We start from the raw sequence: 18197 nt of genomic DNA, 5'->3' as shown, positions 1-18197 counted from the left end.
CTGCTTGCCATGGCTGCCGCCCTCGACGGCTGGCGTCTGCGTGACAAGGCGCGCGACAACGCTGGCATCGCTGCCGGCGTGGCCGAGCGACCCGCGCCGACAGCCCGTGCAGAGCTGCGTTTTGCGCATGCCAGCGGCCTGGTCCGGCGAGGCGATCGTGAGGCTGCGATCGATGCCTACCGGGTGCTGCAGGACGACAGTGCGCTCGGCCAGGCGGCCCGCTACAACGCCGCCAACCAGCTGCTGATGCAGGCGCTGGTGCTGCGTGACTCGAGGCTGCCCGGCCAGGCGCTGCCGCTGATCGAGCTGGCCAAGGCCGGCTACCGGGATGTGCTGCGCCTGAATCCGGACCAGTGGGACGCACGTTACAACCTGGAGCGCGCCCAGCGATTGCAGCCCGACCCCGATGACGCCGAAGCCGACGCGACCGGCCCGCCGGAGAACGCCGAGCGTGCAGCGACGACGATGCGTGGTGTCTCGCGGGGCCTGCCATGAACGTCGGCCCCTTGCGCTCGCGGTGGCAGGCGCTGTGGCAGGCTTTGAGGGTCGGCAGGGCGCGGGCCTGGCTGACGGTGGCCGCCCTCGCGCTGGCAGTGACTTTCGTGTCGCCACACCTCACCTGGCCGCAAGCGCAGAGCGATCTGGTGATCGTGCTGGACGTGACGCAGAGCATGGAGGTGGCCGATCAGCAGCACGACGGTCAGGCCGTGACCCGGCTGGCGCAGGTCAAGCGGGCGCTGGGCACGGTGCTGCGCGAGCTGCCCTGTGGCAGCCGCGTCGGCTGGGGGCTGTTCACCGAGTACCGGTCCTTCCTGCTGATGGTCCCGGTCGAGGTGTGCGAGAACCAGCGGGAACTGCTGGCGGTGCTGTCGAACATCGATGGCCGCATGGCCTGGACCGGCAACAGCGAGATCGCCAAGGGCCTCTACAGCGGCCTGAAGATCGTCAAGGCCTTGCCCACGAAACCGGCGCTGGTCTTCGTCACGGATGGCCAGGAAGCGCCGCCGGTGAACCCGCAGTACCGGCCCAGCGACGAAGGGGTGGTGCGTGTCGCGCCCGGGCTGGTGGTCGGCGTGGGGGGGCTGCTGCCGGTGCGCATTCCGAAGCACGACCTGCAAGGCCGGTCCTACGGCTACTGGGGCGCCGACGAGGTCATGCAACTCGACCCGCGCAGCTATGGCCGAGGGGGCAGTGTGGCGGGAGAGCAGATGGTCGATGACGGCAGCGAGCGGCCCGGTGCCCTGGTCGGTGCCACGCCCGGCAGCGAACACCTGTCTTCCTTGCGCGAGCCTTATCTGCAACTGCTGGCGGGCGAGACGGGCCTGATGTACCAGCGGCTGACGACGCCCCGGGCCTTGCAGGCCGCGATGACCAGTGAGCGACTCGTGCACCCGGTCCCTTCGCGGATGGATCTGCGCTGGGTCTTCGGGCTGCTCGGCCTGATCGCGCTGGTGGGGATCTACCTGCCCCGCAATGCCTTTGCCGGAGCGCGGCTCACGCGGGCTGCGCGACGTGGCCGTGCGCGATCCGGCCGCAAAGATAGGTCCACACGAAGCTCGCCGCGGCCTGGCTCGTGAGTTCGGCGTGGTCATAGGGCGGGGCGACCTCCACGCAGTCCATGCCGACGAAATCGAGATCGGCCAGCTCCTCGAGCAGGGACAGCACCTGGTTCGTCGTCATGCCGCCGGGCTCGGGCGTGCCGGTGCCGGGTGCGAAGGCCGGATCCAGGCAGTCGATGTCGAGGCTCAGATACAGCGGCGGATGGCCATGTGCAGCCAGTCGCTCACGGATGGCGTCGGTCATCGGTGCGAGTTGGGCCGGGCTTTCCAGTCCGCGCAGTCGCCGCGCATCGAAAATCTGCCCGCCCTGCTTGCGCACATAGTCGCGTGCCTCGCGCACGCCCGCGGAGCGGATGCCGATCTGGGTGAAGCACGCCGGGATCACCAGGCCTTCCTGCATCGCCTCGTACACCCAGGTGCCATGGCCGCTCGGCTCGCCGAAGTGGTCTTCCCAGGTGTCGCAATGCGCATCGAAGTGAATCACCGCGAGTGGCCGACCCAGCCAGGCCCTGTAGGCGCGCAGCAGCGGCAGCGTGATCGAGTGGTCGCCACCGATCCATGCCATGTGGTGCGCACGGATCATGCGGTCCACATGCGGTGCCATCGCCGCGCGCATGCCTTCGAGGCTGGTGTTGGGCAGCGGCAGGTCACCGAGGTCGGTCAGCCACTGCACCGGACTGGTATCGAAGTGCGGATGGATACCGTCGCACAGCATGTGGCTCGCCTCGCGGACCGCACGCGGACCGAAGCGTGCGCCTGGCCGGTTGGTGACTGCGCCGTCCCAGGCCACTCCGGCCACCGCGTAGGGGCACGCGGTGTCTTGGGGCACCTTGAGAAAGGCATTGTTGGAGAGGAAGGCGAAGCTGCTCATGACCTGCATGATGCCCGCGGCAGCGGCGACACATCGCGACGTCCTGGAGCCCAATATTTTTCATCAGGCAGGACAAGAATTTCTTAATATGAAATCAATGAATGCTGCAGTGCCGCAGAATTTTTCATGGTGACAAAGGTCATTTCACATGCGGAAATGTAGTCGCCAAGCCATTGTTTTTAAACAGATTTATATTTAGTCTTATATAAGATACAAGTCTTGGCTCGCGAACTCGCCGCGATTACGCTAGAGCCATCGTTTCACCGATTCTTCCTCTTCAACTCCGGAGTTCGACATGACCCAGCTCACCCGTGAACAGCAAGCCGCCGCCCTCGAGAAGGACTGGGCCGAGAACCCACGCTGGAAAGGCATCCAGCGTGGTTACACCGCTGCCGACGTGGTGCGCCTGCGCGGTTCGCTGTCTGTCGAGCACACGCTGGCCAAGCGCGGCGCCGAGAAGCTGTGGAATCTGATCAACACCGAGCCCTTCGTCAACTCGCTGGGCGCGCTGACCGGCAACCAGGCCATGCAGCAGGTCAAGGCCGGGCTGAAGGCCATCTACCTGTCGGGCTGGCAGGTCGCCGGTGACGCCAACAGCAATGGCGAGATGTACCCCGACCAGTCGCTGTACTCGGTGGACTCGGTGCCCAAGGTCGTCAAGAAGATCAATGCCACGTTCGCACGCGCCGACCAGATCCAGTGGAGCGAAGGCAAGAACGACGTCGACTACTTCGCGCCCATCGTGGCCGATGCCGAAGCCGGCTTCGGCGGTGTGCTGAACGCCTTCGAATTGATGAAGGCCATGATCGAAGCCGGCGCCGCCGGCGTGCATTTCGAAGACCAGCTCGCCGCTGCCAAGAAGTGCGGCCACATGGGTGGCAAGGTGCTGGTGCCGACGCGCGAAGCCGTTGCCAAGCTGGTGGCTGCGCGTCTGGCCGCCGACGTGAGCGGCGTGCCGACCGTGCTGTTGGCCCGCACCGATGCGGAAGCCGGCGACCTGGTGACCAGCGACATCGACGACAACGACAAGCCCTTCTGCACCGGCGAGCGCACCGTCGAGGGCTTCTATCGCACCCGCAATGGTCTCGAGCAGGCGGTCAGCCGTGGTCTGGCGTACGCACCGTACGCCGACTTGATCTGGTGCGAGACCGGCAAGCCCGATCTGGCGTTCGCGAAGGCCTTCGCCGACGCGATCCATGCCAAGTTCCCGGGCAAGTTGCTGGCCTACAACTGCTCGCCGTCCTTCAACTGGAAGAAGAACCTCGACGACGCGACGATCGCCAAGTTCCAGCGCGAACTGGGCGCGATGGGCTACAAGTACCAGTTCATCACGCTGGCCGGTTTCCACAGCCTGAACTATTCGATGTTCAACCTGGCCTACGGCTACGCGCGCAACAACATGAGCGCGTTCGTCGAATTGCAGGAGGCCGAGTTCGCTGCAGCGGAGAAGGGCTTCACCGCGGTGAAGCACCAACGCGAGGTGGGCACCGGCTACTTCGATGCCGTGACGACGACGATCGAGAAGGACGCCTCGACCGGCGCCTTGAAGGGGTCGACCGAGAACGAGCAGTTCTTCGACGGCACGCACCACTGATCGTTTGCACTGGCCGGCCTGCCGGCCGCACCCGAGCCCGACGGCCCTGCGCCGCCGGGCTTTTTCACGGCTGCACGATAGAATCGAAGTCCATCGAACAAGAGCGAGAAAGGCAGTACGGGTTATGACACCGCGAACTACAAGCTGCTCCGACAAGCTTGCCCTGATCGCGGCGTGAACGCATTCGTCTGTGTGTCTCCAAGCGCGGTCGTCACCGCGCTTTTTCGTTTTTGAAGGTTCAGAACATGATTGCCATCCAGTTGCCCGACGGTTCGCGGCGTGAGTTTCCCGGGCCGGTCACCGTGGCCGAGGTTGCTGCGTCGATCGGCAGCGGCCTGGCCAAGGCGGCTCTGGGCGGACGGGTGGGGCAAGGCGGCGCGGCGAAACTCGTCGACACGAGCTATCGCATCGAACACGACACCGCCCTGGCGATCGTCACCGACAAGGACGCGGACGGGCTCGACCTCATCCGTCACTCGACGGCCCACCTCCTGGCCTATGCGGTCAAGGAGCTGTTTCCCGATGCGCAGGTCACGATCGGGCCGGTGATCGAAAACGGCTTCTACTACGACTTCTCGTACAAGCGCCCTTTCACGCCCGAAGACCTTGTGGCGATCGAAACAAAGATGAACGAGCTCAGCAAGCGCGACGAGAAAGTCGAACGCCGCGTGCTGCCGCGCGACGAGGCCGTCGCGCATTTCAAGTCCATCGGCGAGGCCTACAAGGCCGAGATCATTGCCAGCATCCCGCCCGGCGAGGACGTGTCGCTGTACCGTGAAGGCGCATTCGAGGACCTGTGCCGCGGGCCGCACGTGCCGAGCACCGGCAAACTCAAGCACTTCAAGCTGATGAAGGTCGCCGGCGCCTACTGGCGCGGCGATCATCGCAACGAGATGCTACAGCGCATCTACGGCACGGCCTGGGCCACCAAGGACGAGTTGCAGCAGTACCTGCACATGCTCGAGGAGGCCGAGAAACGCGACCACCGCAAGCTCGGGCGCGAACTCGACCTGTTCCACGTCGACGAGCACGCGCCGGGCCTGGTGTTCTGGCACCCGAAGGGCTGGACGGTCTGGCAGCAGGTCGAGCAGTACATGCGCGCGGTCTACCGCGACAACGGCTACCTCGAGGTCAAGGGGCCGCAACTTCTCGACCAGGGCCTGTGGGAGAAAACCGGTCACTGGGACAAGTACCGCGAGAACATGTTCGTCACGGAATCGGAGAAACGCGACTACGCGCTCAAGCCGATGAACTGCCCCGGCCACATCCTGATCTACAAGCAGGGCATCAAGAGCTACCGTGACCTGCCGCTGCGCTACGGCGAATTCGGCCAGTGCCACCGCAACGAGCCGACCGGCGGCCTGCACGGCATCATGCGGGTGCGCGGCTTCACGCAGGACGACGGTCACATCTTCTGCACCGAAGACCAGATCCTCGACGAATGCACCGCCTTCACCGCGCTGCTGCAAAAGGTCTATGCCGACTTCGGCTTCACGAACATCATCTACAAGGTCGCGACCCGGCCCGACAAGCGCATCGGCTCGGATGCGCTGTGGGACAAGGCCGAATTCGCGCTGATGGAAAGTCTGCGTCGCTCGGGCTGCGAATTTGCCGTGTCACCGGGCGAAGGCGCGTTCTACGGCCCGAAGATCGAATACACGCTGAAAGACGCCATCGGCCGCGAGTGGCAGTGCGGCACGATCCAGGTCGACCCGAACATGCCGCAGCGACTGGGGGCCGAGTACGTCACCGAGTCGGGCGAGCGGGCGACGCCGATGATGCTGCACCGTGCCATCGTCGGCAGCCTCGAGCGTTTCATCGGTATCCTGATCGAACAGCATGCCGGCGCCATGCCTGCATGGCTGGCGCCGACGCAGGTCGTGGTGCTCAATATCACCGACGGCCAGGCCGACTACGCCGCAGAAATTGCGAAAACGCTGCAAAAACAAGGAGTTAGAGCAGGCGTCGATTTGCGCAACGAGAAAATCACGTATAAAATCCGTGAGCATTCCATGCAAAAGCTTCCGTACATCCTTGTCGTTGGCGACAAGGAGAAGGCTGCGGAGGCCGTTGCGGTGCGCGCCAGGGGCAACCAGGACCTCGGCGTGATGCCTCTAGATGCCTTTTCCCAGAGGATCGCTAGTGACATCGCCCACAAGGTGTGATGCGGGAGTTCGTTGGTCCCGTCCATGCCTTGGTAGTCCCGGCGCGCGTGTGTTCGATGTGGAGCCTGAGCGCTGGAACGCACAGGGCTCGAAAGGATTCTGACCATCGCTAATTTCTTTGATCGTCGCACTCGCAACGACGAACGCAAGCACCGGCTGAACCGGGAAATCATGGCGCCCGAAGTGCGCCTGAACGGGCCCGAGAACGAGCCGTTGGGCGTCGTCAGCATCCAGGAGGCCTTGCGCCTGGCTGGTGAGGCCGACGTTGACCTGGTGGAGATCTCTGCAACGGCCGACCCCCCGGTCTGCCGCCTGATGGACTACGGCAAGTTCAAGTACGCGGAGCAGAAAAAGGCCGCGGAAGCCAAGGCAAAGCAGCACGTCATCGATATCAAGGAAGTGAAATTCCGGCCCGGTACGGACGAAGGCGATTACGCGATCAAGATGCGCAACCTGCGTCGCTTCCTCGAAGAGGGTGACAAGGGCAAGGTGACCTTGCGGTACCGGGGCCGCGAGATCACGCACCAGGACATCGGCATGCGGCTGCTCGAACGCATCCGCGATGAACTCGCCGATGTCTCCGTGGTCGAGAACATGCCCAAGCTCGAGGGGCGCCAGATGATCATGGTGCTGGGCCCGAAGAGGAAGAAGTGACCGTTCGATAGAACGGAGTTTCGAGTTCACCATTGCTGCGGTCTGGTCGCCGCAGCGATGGCACAAGTGACCGACAGGCCCCAAGTCCGCGAGTGGTTCGCGGCGCCTGCGGGAACAACCTAGAAGGAGCAGTCATGCCCAAGATGAAGACCAAGAAAAGCGCTGCCAAGCGTTTCCGTGTCCGCCCGGGCGGCACCGTCAAGCGGGGGCACGCGTTCAAGCGCCACATCCTCACCAAGAAGAGCACCAAGAACAAGCGCCACCTGCGTGGTACGGCGACGGTGCACGAGACCAACATGGGCCACATGGCCCAGATGCTGCCGTTCGCTGGCCTTTGAGCCGCGCACGCCCAGGTCTCAGATCGATTCTTGAAGGAGTAGAAACATGCCTCGCGTCAAACGTGGTGTAACAGCCCGCGCACGTCACAAGAAGGTCCTGGAGCTCGCCAAGGGCTACCGCGGCCGTCGCAAGAACGTCTATCGCATCGCCAAGCAGGCGGTGATGAAGGCGGGCCAGTACGCCTACCGTGACCGCCGCAACCGCAAGCGCGTCTTCCGTCGCCTGTGGATCGCCCGCATCAATGCGGCTTCGCGCAGCCACGGCATCACCTACAGCCGCTTCATGGCCGGCATCAAGAAGGCCGCGATCGACATCGATCGCAAGATGCTCGCGGAGTTGGCGGTCAACGATCCGGCCGCTTTCGGCAGCATCGTCGAGAAGGTGAAGGCCCAACTCGCCTGATCGGTGTCGGGCCTCGCAGGCCCGATGCGCACTGCAGGGGCCGAGGCGCAAGCGTCGGCCCCTTGCTTTTTCAGCGTCACCTCATCCGCAAGACAGATCCTGATGGAAGCATTCAGTCAACTGGTGCAAAGGGCGGCGCAGGCCTTTGCCGAGGCAAGCACCCCCGCCGAACTCGAAGACGCGAAAGCGGTCTTTCTGGGCAAGGGTGGCGAGCTGACGGCCCGGATGAAGCAGCTCGCGAACCTGCCGGTCGATGAGAAGAAGGCTCGCGGCGCCGAGATCAACGCCGCCAAGCAGCAGGTCGAGGCGGCACTGCATGCGCGCCGTCAGGCACTGGCCGATGCCGAACTGGCGCAGCAACTGCGTGCCGAGTCGCTCGACGTCACGCTGCCAGGGCGGCGGCGCGGCAGCGGCGGCTTGCACCCGATCACCCGCGCGATGGAGCGCATCGAAGCCATTTTCGGCTCGATGGGCTTCGAAGTCGCCGACGGTCCCGAGATCGAGACGGACTGGTTCAATTTCACCGCGCTCAACACGCCGGCCGACCACCCGGCGCGTTCGATGCACGACACCTTCTATGTCGAAGGCGGTCAGGTGCTGCGCACCCACACCAGCCCGATGCAGATCCGCCACGCGGTGCGGCATGTCAAGGCGCACCGCGCGGCGCTCGACGCCGGCCTGCCGATGCCCGAGATCCGCGTGATCGCCCCCGGCCGCACCTACCGCGTCGACAGCGACGCGACGCACTCGCCGATGTTCCACCAGGTCGAAGGCCTGTGGGTCGGCGAGAACATCAGCTTCAAGGACCTGAAGTCGGTCTACGTCGGCTTCATCCAGGCCTTCTTCGAAACGCGGGACCTGCAGATCCGCTTCCGGCCCAGCTACTTCCCGTTCACCGAACCGAGCGCCGAGATCGACATGATGTTCGGCAGCGGCCCGCTGAAGGGGCGGTGGCTCGAGGTCTCCGGCTCGGGGCAGGTGCACCCGCAGGTGATCCGCAACATGGGGCTCGACCCGGAGCGCTACATCGGCTTCGCCTTCGGCTCGGGCATCGACCGGCTGGCGATGCTGCGCTACGGCGTCAGCGACCTGCGGCTGTTCTTCGACGGCGACCTGCGCTTCCTGTCGCAGTTCAAGTGATCCAGCCTCCTCAACGACACAGGTCTCATGCAATTTCCTGAATCCTGGTTGCGCGAGTTCTGCAACCCGCCGCTGTCGACCGCCGCGCTGGCGGACACGCTGACCATGGCCGGCCTCGAAGTCGAGGACCTGCGCCCGGTCGCGCCGCCGTTCGACAAGGTGGTGGTGGCGAAAGTGCTTGCGGTCGAAAAGCATCCCAACGCCGACCGGCTCAACGTCTGCCGGGTCGATGTCGGCGCCGAGGCGCCGCTGTCCATCGTCTGCGGCGCGCCGAACGTGCGCGCCGGCATCAAGGTGCCCTGCGCGCTGGTGGGCGCGGAGCTGCCGCCAGCCGAGGTGGGCGGCGCGCCGTTCCAGATCAAGCTCGGTCAGCTGCGTGGCGTCGAGAGCCAGGGCATGCTGTGCTCGGCGCGCGAGCTCAAGCTGTCGGAAGACCATGGCGGCCTGCTGGTTCTCGCCGACGACGCTCCGGTGGGCGCCAGCATCCGCACCCATTTGCAGCTCGACGACACGCTGTTCACGCTCAAGCTCACGCCCAACCTGGCGCATTGCCTCAGTGTCTACGGCATCGCGCGCGAGGTGTCGGCGCTGACCGGCGCGCCTCTGAAGCTGCCGTCCTTCCCGCCGGTGCCGGCGACTCACGATGCGAAGCTGCCGGTGCGCATCGAGGCCTCCGATCTGTGCGGCCGCTTCTCGGGCCGCATCGTGCGCGGCGTGGACCCCCAGGCGTCCACGCCGGCCTGGATGGTCGAACGCCTGGCGCGCTGCGGCCAGCGCTCGGTGAGCGCGCTGGTCGACATCTCGAACTACGTGATGTTCGAGTTCGGCCGTCCTTCGCACATCTTCGATCTCGACAAGATCCACGGCGGCCTGCAGGTTCGCTGGGGCCGCCCCGGCGAACGGCTCGAACTGCTCAACGGCAGCACCATCGAGGTCGACGCCGCCGTGGGCGTGATCGCCGACGAGCTGCAGGTCGAATCACTCGCCGGCATCATGGGCGGGCAGGCCACCGCGGTGAGCGACAACACCCGCAACGTGTACGTCGAGGCGGCGTTCTGGTGGCCGCAGGCCGTCGCCGGTCGCTCGCGCCGCTACAACTTCGGCACCGATGCCGGACACCGCTTCGAGCGCGGCGTCGATCCGGCGCAGACGGTCGAGCACATCGAACGCATCACGCAGCTGATCCTCGACGTCTGCGGCGGCGAGGCCGGCCCGATGGACGATCAGACTCTCGGGCTGCCCGAGCGCGCGCCGGTGTCGATGCGTGTCGATCGTGCCAGCCGCGTGATCGGCATGCCGGTCACGCAGGCCCAATGCGTCGGCGTGTTCCAGCGCCTCGAGCTGGGCTGCAGAGAGGAGGACGGGCGGGTCACCGTCAGGCCGCCGAGCTGGCGCTTCGACCTGCAGATCGAGGAAGACCTGATCGAAGAGGTCATCCGTGTCCTCGGCTACTCGATGCTGCCCGACACGCCGCCGCTGGCGCCCGTGACGCCGCGCGCGCTGTCGGAAGCACGACGCGGCATGCACACGCTGCGCCACGCCATGGCCAGGCTGGACTATCAGGAGACGGTGAACTTCAGTTTCGTCGAGGAGCGCTGGGAGCATGACTTCGCCGGCAACGCCGGGCCGATACGCCTGCTGAATCCGATCGCGGCGCCGCTGGCGGTGATGCGCTCGAGCCTGATCGGCAGCCTGGTCAACGTGCTGCGCTTCAACCTCGCCCGCAAGGCAGCGCGCGTGCGCGTGTTCGAGATCGGCCGCGTGTTCCTGCGCGACGCGAGCGTGAGCGACAGCGACACCAGCGTGGCGGGTGTGGCTCAACCCCTGCGACTCGGCGGCTTGGCCTATGGACCCAGCGATGAACTGCAGTGGGGCGCCAGCGATCGCGCCATCGATTTCTTCGATGTCAAGGGCGATGTCGAAGCCTTGCTCGTGCCGCGCCAACCGCGTTTCGTCGCGGCCGAGCACCCGGCGCTGCATCCCGGGCGCAGTGCTCGCATCGAACTCGACGGCCGGGCCGTCGGCTGGGTCGGCGAGCTGCACCCGCGCTGGCGGCAAGCCTATGAGCTGCCGCAGGCCGCGGTCGTGTTCGAACTGGATGCCCAGGCGCTCACCGAAACCCGCTTGCCGTTCTATGCACCGATCCCGAAGCAGCAGGCGGCGGTCCGCGACATCGCATTGATCGTCGGCGAGTCCGTCACCCACGAAGCGCTGATGCAGGCGATCTCGGCCGCGCCGACCGGTGGCGTGGTGCGCAATGCCCGCCTGTTCGATGTCTACCGCCCCAAGACGCCGAGTGCCGACCTGAGGACACACGAGCGCAGCCTCGCTGTGCGCCTGGAACTGCTCGACGAGCAAGGCACGCTGACCGACGAGCGCATCGACGCGGCGGTCAAAACCGTGCTCGACGCGCTTTCCACACGCCTGGGCACGCGCCTGCGCGCCTGACCGACGCCATTACGGAAGAATCCGACCATGGACCGCGTGCTGCTGCCGACCCTCGAAACACCGACCCTGACCAAGGCCGAGCTCGCCGAGTTGCTGTTCGAGCGACTGGGGCTGAACAAGCGCGAGTCCAAGGATATGGTCGAGGCCTTTTTCGAACTCATCCACGGCCAACTGGTCGAGGGCCACGACGTCAAGCTTTCGGGCTTCGGCAATTTCCAGATCCGGCGCAAGGCCCCTCGGCCGGGCCGCAACCCGCGCACCGGGGAGGCGATCCCGATCAAGGCCCGCAATGTGGTGACGTTCCATGCGAGCCACAAACTCAAGGGCGTCGTGCAAGGCGACATACCGAGTGGAGAAGAGTTCGAGTAAAGTCTGAGGTAATACGCCACAGGCCCTTGATTTCCAATGGAAAAAGCGCTGCCGCCGATCCCAGCCAAGCGGTATTTCACGATCGGTGAAGTGAGCGAGCTGTGCGGGGTCAAGCCCTATGTGCTGCGCTATTGGGAGCAGGAGTTCACTCAGCTCAAACCCATGAAGCGGCGCGGCAACCGCCGCTACTACCAGCACCACGAAGTGTTGCTGATCCGCCGCATCCGCGGACTGCTCTACGAGCAGGGCTTCACCATCAGCGGCGCTCGCAACCGTCTGTCGGAAGCCGGCGTGCGCGCCGTGCTGGCAGCCGAGGCAGCCCAGCAGCCCAACGAACTCGACGATGGTGGGCTGCCGGCCGAGGTCACCGAAGAAGAAGCGATGGAAGCGGCTGCGGTGGCACCGACTGCCGCCGTCGCCCTGGTACGCGTCAACGGAGGGCCACCGACGCTGGCGATGATGCGAGACGAACTCGTCTCGATCCGCCAGCTGTTGATACCGTGATGGCGGCAGCGCTGCCCGGACCGCGCTGAGTATTCGGCTGCGCGAGCCCGTCTGCTCGATGAAGACGGAGCGGCTTGGCGGGGGTGGAGCAGCGTCGGCAGATGAGGTCTGAAGTGCTCCATGTCTCGGGCTTCAGCTGTGCGCTGTGGCGGGGGTGGTTTGCATTTCGGAGCGTGCCTGTGCGATCACGGAGCGCGCCGCAGTCAAGCCGAGCATGCCCATCACCGCTGCCACCGCCAGGTCGGGCCAGCCCGAGCCGGTGCTTGATACGCCGAGCGCAGCCGCCATCACAGCGAGATTGCCGATCGCGTCGTTGCGGCTGCACAGCCAGACCGAGCGCATGTTCGCGTCGCCTTCGCGCCAAGCGTAGAGCATGACGGCGACCGAGACGTTCGCCACCAGGGCGAGGGCACCGATCACCTCCATCGTTACTGGTTCGGGCACGGTCCCGGCTGCTGCGCTCCACACCGCCTTGCCCAGCACCAAGGTCCCGTAGGCGCCCATCGTGACGCCCTTGAACAGCGCCGCGCGAGCGCGCCAGGTGGCGGCCATGCCGAGCACGAGCAGCGAGATGCCGTAGTTGGTCGCGTCGCCGAAGAAGTCGACCGCGTCGGCCAGCAGCGAGACCGAGCCGGCATGAAGGCCGCCTGCCAATTCGACGCCGAACATGGCTGCGTTGATGAACAGCGCGGCCCAGAGAACGCGGCGGTAGCGCCTGGATCGAGCGGCGGCTGGTGGAGCGCAGCCGTGGCTGCAGCAGGAATCGCTCATGACGGATTTTCGAGCATCGATGAGGGCATTTAAAACCCTGCAGCCACTCCAGAGTCAAGCGCCTACGATCTCCCCGTGCGCCATGGCGGTCATCGCTTTCCGGCGCCGGCAGCCCCGTGGGCTGATCAGGAGGGCCTCGCAACATGAAAATCGGTGAACTGGCCAAGGCGGCGCAGACCCAGGTCGAAACGATCCGCTACTACGAACACGAGGGGCTGCTGCCGCAGGCTCCACGCACGGACGGCAACTACCGCATCTACGGTCCTGGACATGTCGAGCGCTTGGCCTTCATCCGCCGCTGTCGCTCGCTGGACATGACGCTGGACGAGATCCGCGTGCTGTTGCGGTTCAAGGATGCGCCGCGCGAAGACTGCGGCGAGGTCAACGCACTGCTCGATGAGCACATCGGGCATGTCGCGCAGCGCGTGCGCGAGCTCAAGGCGCTGGAGAAGCATCTGCGGGAACTTCGCGCGCAATGCCAATCGGCGAGGGTGGGCGAGGCCTGCGGGATCCTGCGGCAGCTCAGTCACGACTTGCCCGACCCCGGCGCGCCGCGCCGCCAGCGGCCGACGGCGCACGCGCATGTGGGCACGGTGCACGACAGGCCTAGCGCTCGCGTGCGCAGGGCATGATTGCCCCAGCGCGTCGGTGCAGTACCACAGCAAGGATTCTCGGCGCCCAGAAAGTCGAACGGGCCGGCCCCTTGTGAGAGCCAACCCGTTTGAATCTATTGGTCGGGACGGCGGGATTCGAACTCGCGACCCCTTGCACCCCATGCAAGTGCGCTACCAGGCTGCGCTACGCCCCGACAAGCCGCGCAGTATATCCCAGCATGCCTCTGAGGCCGAGGCTCTTCGCCTCAGCCGGGCCCCGAACTCCCGCAGGACTGAAGCCTCTCGGCCGGTTGATCGCCGCAGTATGCCGGCGACTTCGGGTTGCACTCAGCGCGAAGCAGGCGTCTTGGGAGCAGGTGCGGTGCTCGGGGTGCCGGGACGCGCTTCTGCCAGTGCCTTCGCGCGTGCGTCGAGCTCGCTGCGCGGCGTCGTGACGAGTGGTGTGTCGACAATGGGGCAGCGGGCGGCAGCGTCCTCGCCGGCACGCCAGTCACCGTCCGGCAAGGCGCCGGTGTCGATGCGCGACAGGCCCAGTGCAGCCGTCAGCTTGTTGGTCGCAGCGTGCGTGCGCACATAGGCGATGCGCAGTTCGTGTTCCGCGTTGGCATAGGCGCGCCGCGAGGTGTAGACCTCGTTCTCGGCGTTCAGCAGGTCGAGCAGGCTGCGTTGCCCGATCTCGAACTGCTGGCGGTAGGCGTCGCGTGCATGCTCGATTGCCGTGACGTTGCGCTCCAGGTAGCGCAGCTGTTCGACGAGCTTGCCGGTGTCGTTGAAGGCGATCGCGGCGGTCTGGCGCGTATCGCGGCAAGCGCGATCACGCAGGTCGGCCGCCTGGGTGACGAGGTCGGCGAATTGCCGCACCCGGGCCTGGTCGGAGCCGCCGTTGAAGAGGTTCCAGCTCAGCACCACTTCGGCCGCAGCTTCACGCTGCTGGTCCTGCAGGCCGTTGAGGTTGTGGCCCTCGTTGCCGCGTGCACGCGCCTCGATCCGCGGCTGGAAGGCACTGCGCTGGCCTTCCGATTGCGACCTCAGGGCGCGCAGGCTCTCCACCGCAGCGGAGACGCTCGCGTTGCGCAGGGTCGCCTGCGTCTGCGCGTCGGTTGCGGTGGCGGGCAGCCCCTGGGTCAACCCCGCACCGAGCACCGCCTGCGCGGGCGGTGCTTCGCCGACCACGCGCTGGTAGCGGGCCACCACGTCATGCAGGTTGGAGACTTCGGTGGACAGATTCGTCTCGGCCAGTGCAAGCCGCGCGGCTGCCTGCTCGACGTCGACGCCGCGCCCGACACCGGCCTTGAAGCGGTTCTGGATCTGGTCGTGCGAGAGCTTGTGCTGCACATAGTTGTCTTCGGCCAGCTGCACCAGGCGGCGAAAGCGCAGCACATCGTAGTAGGCGCGGCTCGCTTCGAGCGCGGTCTGTTCGGTGGCATCGACGAACTCGAAGTAGCGGCTGCTGCGCGCGTGGCCGAGGCGGCTGACCTCGGTCTGCGTCAGGCGGCCGTCCCACAGCAGCTGCGTCAGGCTCACGCCCACGCCGGTGCGCGACAGGTTCTGGTCTTTCGGGATGCGCGAGTCGATGCTGTCGCGCGAGCGCCCGACATCGGCGCTCAGGTCCACGCGCGGATAGTAGGCACCCCGTGCCACGTCGATCTCGTTGCCGGCGGCGCGGTACGCATTGAAGCGGGCAGTGACCTCGGGGTTGGTCTGGATGGCCTTCTGGGCGGCGGCCTTCAAGGGGTCGTCGGTCTGCGCGAGAACGCTCGACGCACCGAGCAACAAGGCGAGGGTCAGCGTATGAGGAACAGTCATGGAGTGGGATCCGATTCGAAACAGGACAGGGCGCTCACCCTCCAACAGCGTGGTTTGGGCGGCGCGGATGTTCTCACGGCCTTTATCGGCAACTCCTCCCTGATCTGCGGGCCGCACTGCCCTCGAGCGCTCGATGGTGGCGGGCCGCGTGACTTTCGCAACAGCCGAAGCCGCGACGAGTCGTCGGCCGCGCCGCCGGTTTGCCGGTCAGACGCTCAAGTGCGCACTGCGGATGGCCGAAAACTGCTCGATGGCTCCGAGCGCAACCGCGTCCCCTATTGCCCTGCGGATGCCTGCACCCGCCGGCAGCCGACCCTCGTGGTGGGGGGCACTGCTGGCGCATCTGGTGGTCGTGGTGTTGCTGTTGCAGCTCGTGGCACCGTGGGCGTGGGATCGCGACCGCATGCTGGCCACGGCGCAGCGCTACGGTCCCGATGCAGTCGCCGGCGTGCGCGTGCTGCAGTCGACGATCGCCGCAACGCAGTCGCTGCCCGAGACAGCGCGCCTGCAGGCCTTCAACCGGCTGTTCAACGAGCGCATCGTCTTCGCCGAAGACATCGACACCGTGGGCCAGGTGGACCAATGGGCCAGTCCGCTGGAACTGCTGGCGCGCGGCGCGGGCGATTGCGAGGACTTCGCGATCGCCAAGTACTTTTCGCTGATCGCGGCCGGGGTGCCGCCGGCGAAGCTGAGAATGGTCTACGTGCGAGCCCAACTCGGCGCCAGCGTGCGAGCCCACATGGTGCTGGCCTACTACGCCGAGCCGACGGCCGAGCCGCTGATTCTTGACAACCTGGTGACCGAGATCCGCCCGGCTTCGGCGCGCCGCGATCTCAGTCCCGTCTTCAGCTTCAACGCCGAAGGGCTGTGGCAGGGCACCGGCGCGCAAACGGCTGGCGACCCGGTGGCGCGGCTGTCGCGCTGGCGCGAGGTGCTGGCGAAGGCGCATGCAGAGGGTTTTGTATGAGCAAGACGCAAATCATCCCGAGGGATCTCCGATGTCACTGATCCGACAACTCTGGCTGCTGCTGCTCGCCACGATCGTGGTGGGCGTGCTGGGCAGTGCGCTGGTCACCGTCGGCTCGGCGCGCGGCTATCTGGAAACCCAGCTGCGACTGAAGAACAGTGACAACGCGCAGGCACTGGCCCTGAGCTTGTCGCAACAGAGTGGCGACCTGGCGCTGGCCGAGTTGGCCATCAGTGCGCAGTTCGACACTGGGTTTTATGAACGCATCAGTCTGCTGGGGCCGGAAGGCCGGATCCTGGTCGAGCGCCGTGCCGAGTCCGTGCCGGCGCCGGTGCCGGCCTGGTTCGCGAACCTCGTGCCGATCGCGTCGACGCCCGGCGTGGCCCAGGTGTCCGATGGCTGGCGGTCGCTGGGTACGCTGGAAGTGGTCAGCGCCTCGAGTTTCGCGCTCGCCGATCTGTGGCGCGGCAGCGCGCAGTCGGCCGGCTGGTTGACGTTGATCGGGCTGCTGGCCTGTGCGCTCGGCTCGCTGGTGCTGCGACGCATCCGCGCGCCGCTGCAGGCCACCGTCGAACAGGCGCGCGCGATCGTCGAGCGCCGTTTCGTGACCGTGCAGGAGCCGCGCGTGCCCGAGCTGCGCCAGCTCAGCCGCGCGATGAATGCCATGGTGCAGCGGTTGCAAGCCATTTTCGGCGAGCAGGGTGCCCAGCTCGAAGCACTGCGCCAGCAGGCACAGACCGACCCGCTCACCGGGCTGGTCAACCGCGCCCACTTCCTGGCCCAGTTGAGCTCGATGCTGGCGCGTGAAGACACACCGCGCGCAGGCGGTCTGCTGCTGCTGCGGGTGCGCGACCTGGCCGGCGTCAACCGCGCAGCGGGACACGCCGCGGCGGACGCGCTGCTGCAGACGCTGGCGCTGACCCTACGTGGCGCATCCGCCGCCAGCGCGGCGCCGCTGGCCGGACGTCTGAACGGTGCCGACTTCGCCATGCTGATGGGCGAGACCGATGCCAGAGCCATGGCCGCCGGCTTGCACGCCACCGTGAAGACGGCGCTCAAGCCCTGGGCCGGGGTGAGCATCGCCATCGGTGCCGTCTCCTGGCGTGCCGGCGAGAGCGTTGCGAAGCTCATGCAGGCGGCCGACGCGGCGCTGGTAAGAGCCGAAACGCAAGACGGCTTCGGGCTCGCGGTCGATGACCCACCGGAGGACGCGGGGCTCGAGTCGGCGCTGGGCGAAAGCGGCTGGCGCCAGTTGCTGTGGCAGGCGCTGGAGCGTGGCGATGCCCGGCTCGGCAGCTACCCAGTGATCGGCCGCGACGGCCGCCTGTTGCACCTGGAATGCCCGCTGCGGCTGCGGCTGCACGAGGGCGGCTCCTTCGAGCCCGCAGCCCGCTGGCTGCCCTGGGCGCTGCGCAGCCAGTTCAGCACGCGGACCGACCTGATCGCGGTCACGCTGGCGCTGGAGCAGATCGCGCTCGATGGCCAGTCGCGCGGTGTCAACATCGCCACTGATTCTCTGAACGACAGCGGCTTCCTGGCCGAGTTGCGCAGCCTCGTGGGCTCGCGTGCGCAGGCCGCAGGCTCGCTGTGGCTGGAAGTCGCCGAGCGTGCTGCCGTCGAGCAGTTGGCGGTGCTGAGGGACCTGGGGCGGCAACTGCGGCCCCTGGGTGTCAAGCTCGGGCTCGAGCATGCGGGCGAGCGCCTGGCGCGCATCGACCGTCTGTACGAGGCCGGTCTTGACTTCGTAAAGCTCGACAGTTCGCTGGTCACCGGCATCGCCCAGGACAGCGCCCGTGCGGACTTCGTGCGTGGGCTGGCGTGGACGCTGCACGGCCTCGAGGTGCAGGTGCTGGCCGAAGGAGTGGCCGACGCGGCGGACGCACAGGCGCTGTGGGCCTGTGGGCTGGACGGGATCACGGGCCCCTGGGCCAGCGCACAAGCCCCGAACTGAGGTCATGGAACTCCCGGCCACGGCGGCGTAACGCAACCACCCC

18 protein-coding genes and 1 tRNA gene are annotated in these 18197 nt (G+C 66.5%); 15 read left to right on the top strand and 4 right to left on the bottom strand.

The window, feature by feature from the left end:
• Positions 1 to 9: 9 nt before the first annotated feature.
• Entirely contained in the window at positions 10 to 495 is a 486-nt protein-coding gene (locus ACQY9S_RS06310; RefSeq protein WP_428423989.1) for an MxaK protein, read from the top strand.
• Positions 492 to 1577, top strand: a complete 1086-nt coding sequence (locus tag ACQY9S_RS06305; RefSeq protein ID WP_428423987.1) for a vWA domain-containing protein — start codon at positions 492 to 494, stop codon at positions 1575 to 1577. The genes ACQY9S_RS06310 and ACQY9S_RS06305 overlap by 4 nt, the downstream gene beginning before the upstream one ends.
• On the opposite strand, the gene speB is transcribed toward ACQY9S_RS06305, so the two are convergent.
• Positions 1495 to 2430 carry an agmatinase gene (speB, locus tag ACQY9S_RS06300; RefSeq protein ID WP_428423985.1) on the bottom strand — a complete coding sequence of 312 codons (936 nt, stop codon included), beginning with the start codon at positions 2428 to 2430 and terminating at the stop codon, positions 1495 to 1497. The two genes, ACQY9S_RS06305 and speB, sit on opposite strands and share 83 nt — an antisense overlap.
• Between speB and ACQY9S_RS06295 the strand changes: the two genes are divergently transcribed.
• The 10 genes from ACQY9S_RS06295 (at position 2429) to ACQY9S_RS06250 (ending at position 12045) form a co-directional block, all read left to right on the top strand.
• Complete coding sequence (locus tag ACQY9S_RS06295; protein ID WP_428423983.1) at positions 2429 to 2563, top strand: hypothetical protein; 135 nt, start codon at positions 2429 to 2431, stop codon at positions 2561 to 2563. The two genes, speB and ACQY9S_RS06295, sit on opposite strands and share 2 nt — an antisense overlap.
• A gap of 162 nt (positions 2564 to 2725) precedes the next feature.
• On the top strand, positions 2726 to 4024 hold the full coding sequence (gene aceA / locus ACQY9S_RS06290; protein WP_428423981.1) for an isocitrate lyase: 1299 nt from the start codon (positions 2726 to 2728) through the stop codon (positions 4022 to 4024).
• A gap of 245 nt (positions 4025 to 4269) precedes the next feature.
• Entirely contained in the window at positions 4270 to 6189 is a 1920-nt protein-coding gene (gene thrS / locus ACQY9S_RS06285) for a threonine--tRNA ligase (protein WP_428423980.1), read from the top strand.
• 96 nt (positions 6190 to 6285) lie between these two features.
• Complete coding sequence (infC, locus tag ACQY9S_RS06280) at positions 6286 to 6843, top strand: translation initiation factor IF-3 (protein WP_428425608.1); 558 nt, start codon at positions 6286 to 6288, stop codon at positions 6841 to 6843.
• Positions 6844 to 6977: 134 nt separating this feature from the next.
• Positions 6978 to 7181: a 50S ribosomal protein L35 gene (rpmI, locus tag ACQY9S_RS06275; RefSeq protein WP_428423978.1), complete on the top strand. Its 204-nt coding sequence runs from the start codon at positions 6978 to 6980 to the stop codon at positions 7179 to 7181.
• A gap of 46 nt (positions 7182 to 7227) precedes the next feature.
• The gene (gene rplT, locus ACQY9S_RS06270) at positions 7228 to 7584 is read left to right on the top strand and encodes a 50S ribosomal protein L20 (RefSeq protein ID WP_428423976.1); all 357 of its coding nucleotides are present in this window, start codon (positions 7228 to 7230) and stop codon (positions 7582 to 7584) included.
• Between the two features lie 102 nt (positions 7585 to 7686).
• Complete coding sequence (gene pheS, locus ACQY9S_RS06265; protein WP_428423974.1) at positions 7687 to 8724, top strand: phenylalanine--tRNA ligase subunit alpha; 1038 nt, start codon at positions 7687 to 7689, stop codon at positions 8722 to 8724.
• Positions 8725 to 8751: 27 nt separating this feature from the next.
• Positions 8752 to 11172 (top strand): phenylalanine--tRNA ligase subunit beta, encoded by a 2421-nt coding sequence (gene pheT, locus ACQY9S_RS06260; RefSeq protein ID WP_428423972.1) that lies wholly within the window; start codon positions 8752 to 8754, stop codon positions 11170 to 11172.
• A 27-nt stretch (positions 11173 to 11199) separates the two neighbouring features.
• Complete coding sequence (locus tag ACQY9S_RS06255) at positions 11200 to 11541, top strand: integration host factor subunit alpha (RefSeq protein WP_428423970.1); 342 nt, start codon at positions 11200 to 11202, stop codon at positions 11539 to 11541.
• Positions 11542 to 11577: 36 nt separating this feature from the next.
• Complete coding sequence (locus ACQY9S_RS06250; protein WP_428423968.1) at positions 11578 to 12045, top strand: MerR family transcriptional regulator; 468 nt, start codon at positions 11578 to 11580, stop codon at positions 12043 to 12045.
• Positions 12046 to 12177: 132 nt separating this feature from the next.
• Here ACQY9S_RS06250 and ACQY9S_RS06245 read toward each other — a convergent pair whose 3' ends face one another.
• Positions 12178 to 12816, bottom strand: a complete 639-nt coding sequence (locus ACQY9S_RS06245) for a cation transporter (RefSeq protein WP_428423966.1) — start codon at positions 12814 to 12816, stop codon at positions 12178 to 12180.
• A 143-nt stretch (positions 12817 to 12959) separates the two neighbouring features.
• Between ACQY9S_RS06245 and cadR the strand changes: the two genes are divergently transcribed.
• Positions 12960 to 13448 (top strand): Cd(II)/Pb(II)-responsive transcriptional regulator, encoded by a 489-nt coding sequence (gene cadR, locus ACQY9S_RS06240; RefSeq protein ID WP_428423964.1) that lies wholly within the window; start codon positions 12960 to 12962, stop codon positions 13446 to 13448.
• A 99-nt stretch (positions 13449 to 13547) separates the two neighbouring features.
• Here the strand turns inward: cadR and ACQY9S_RS06235 are convergent.
• Positions 13548 to 13624 (bottom strand) — tRNA-Pro (locus ACQY9S_RS06235).
• 133 nt (positions 13625 to 13757) lie between these two features.
• Positions 13758 to 15236, bottom strand: a complete 1479-nt coding sequence (locus tag ACQY9S_RS06230; protein ID WP_428423962.1) for a TolC family outer membrane protein — start codon at positions 15234 to 15236, stop codon at positions 13758 to 13760.
• 289 nt (positions 15237 to 15525) lie between these two features.
• On the opposite strand from ACQY9S_RS06230, the gene ACQY9S_RS06225 reads away from it, so the two are divergent.
• Both ACQY9S_RS06225 and ACQY9S_RS06220 read left to right on the top strand, forming a co-directional pair.
• The gene (locus tag ACQY9S_RS06225) at positions 15526 to 16203 is read left to right on the top strand and encodes a transglutaminase-like cysteine peptidase (protein ID WP_428423960.1); all 678 of its coding nucleotides are present in this window, start codon (positions 15526 to 15528) and stop codon (positions 16201 to 16203) included.
• 31 nt (positions 16204 to 16234) lie between these two features.
• Complete coding sequence (locus ACQY9S_RS06220) at positions 16235 to 18154, top strand: bifunctional diguanylate cyclase/phosphodiesterase (protein WP_428423958.1); 1920 nt, start codon at positions 16235 to 16237, stop codon at positions 18152 to 18154.
• Positions 18155 to 18197: the final 43 nt, after the last annotated feature.

The organism is Methylibium sp., assembly GCF_965279545.1.
GTDB lineage: Bacteria > Pseudomonadota > Gammaproteobacteria > Burkholderiales > Burkholderiaceae_C > Methylibium.
The sequence above is the reverse complement of the archived record's forward strand: the minus strand, read 5'-3'. Positions and strand labels throughout refer to the sequence as shown.

Coding starts and splice junctions, on each gene's coding strand:
- speB (WP_428423985.1), bottom strand. CDS start 2,430: ATGAGCAGCTTCGCCTTCCTCTCCAACAATGCCTTTCTCAAGGTGCCC.
- rplT (WP_428423976.1), top strand. CDS start 7,228: ATGCCTCGCGTCAAACGTGGTGTAACAGCCCGCGCACGTCACAAGAAG.
- ACQY9S_RS06230 (WP_428423962.1), bottom strand. CDS start 15,236: ATGACTGTTCCTCATACGCTGACCCTCGCCTTGTTGCTCGGTGCGTCG.
- ACQY9S_RS06225 (WP_428423960.1), top strand. CDS start 15,526: ATGCCTGCACCCGCCGGCAGCCGACCCTCGTGGTGGGGGGCACTGCTG.
- ACQY9S_RS06250 (WP_428423968.1), top strand. CDS start 11,578: ATGGAAAAAGCGCTGCCGCCGATCCCAGCCAAGCGGTATTTCACGATC.
- ACQY9S_RS06245 (WP_428423966.1), bottom strand. CDS start 12,816: ATGAGCGATTCCTGCTGCAGCCACGGCTGCGCTCCACCAGCCGCCGCT.
- aceA (WP_428423981.1), top strand. CDS start 2,726: ATGACCCAGCTCACCCGTGAACAGCAAGCCGCCGCCCTCGAGAAGGAC.
- ACQY9S_RS06295 (WP_428423983.1), top strand. CDS start 2,429: ATGACCTGCATGATGCCCGCGGCAGCGGCGACACATCGCGACGTCCTG.
- ACQY9S_RS06220 (WP_428423958.1), top strand. CDS start 16,235: ATGTCACTGATCCGACAACTCTGGCTGCTGCTGCTCGCCACGATCGTG.
- cadR (WP_428423964.1), top strand. CDS start 12,960: ATGAAAATCGGTGAACTGGCCAAGGCGGCGCAGACCCAGGTCGAAACG.
- pheS (WP_428423974.1), top strand. CDS start 7,687: ATGGAAGCATTCAGTCAACTGGTGCAAAGGGCGGCGCAGGCCTTTGCC.
- thrS (WP_428423980.1), top strand. CDS start 4,270: ATGATTGCCATCCAGTTGCCCGACGGTTCGCGGCGTGAGTTTCCCGGG.
- pheT (WP_428423972.1), top strand. CDS start 8,752: ATGCAATTTCCTGAATCCTGGTTGCGCGAGTTCTGCAACCCGCCGCTG.
- ACQY9S_RS06310 (WP_428423989.1), top strand. CDS start 10: ATGGCTGCCGCCCTCGACGGCTGGCGTCTGCGTGACAAGGCGCGCGAC.
- ACQY9S_RS06255 (WP_428423970.1), top strand. CDS start 11,200: ATGGACCGCGTGCTGCTGCCGACCCTCGAAACACCGACCCTGACCAAG.
- rpmI (WP_428423978.1), top strand. CDS start 6,978: ATGCCCAAGATGAAGACCAAGAAAAGCGCTGCCAAGCGTTTCCGTGTC.
- ACQY9S_RS06305 (WP_428423987.1), top strand. CDS start 492: ATGAACGTCGGCCCCTTGCGCTCGCGGTGGCAGGCGCTGTGGCAGGCT.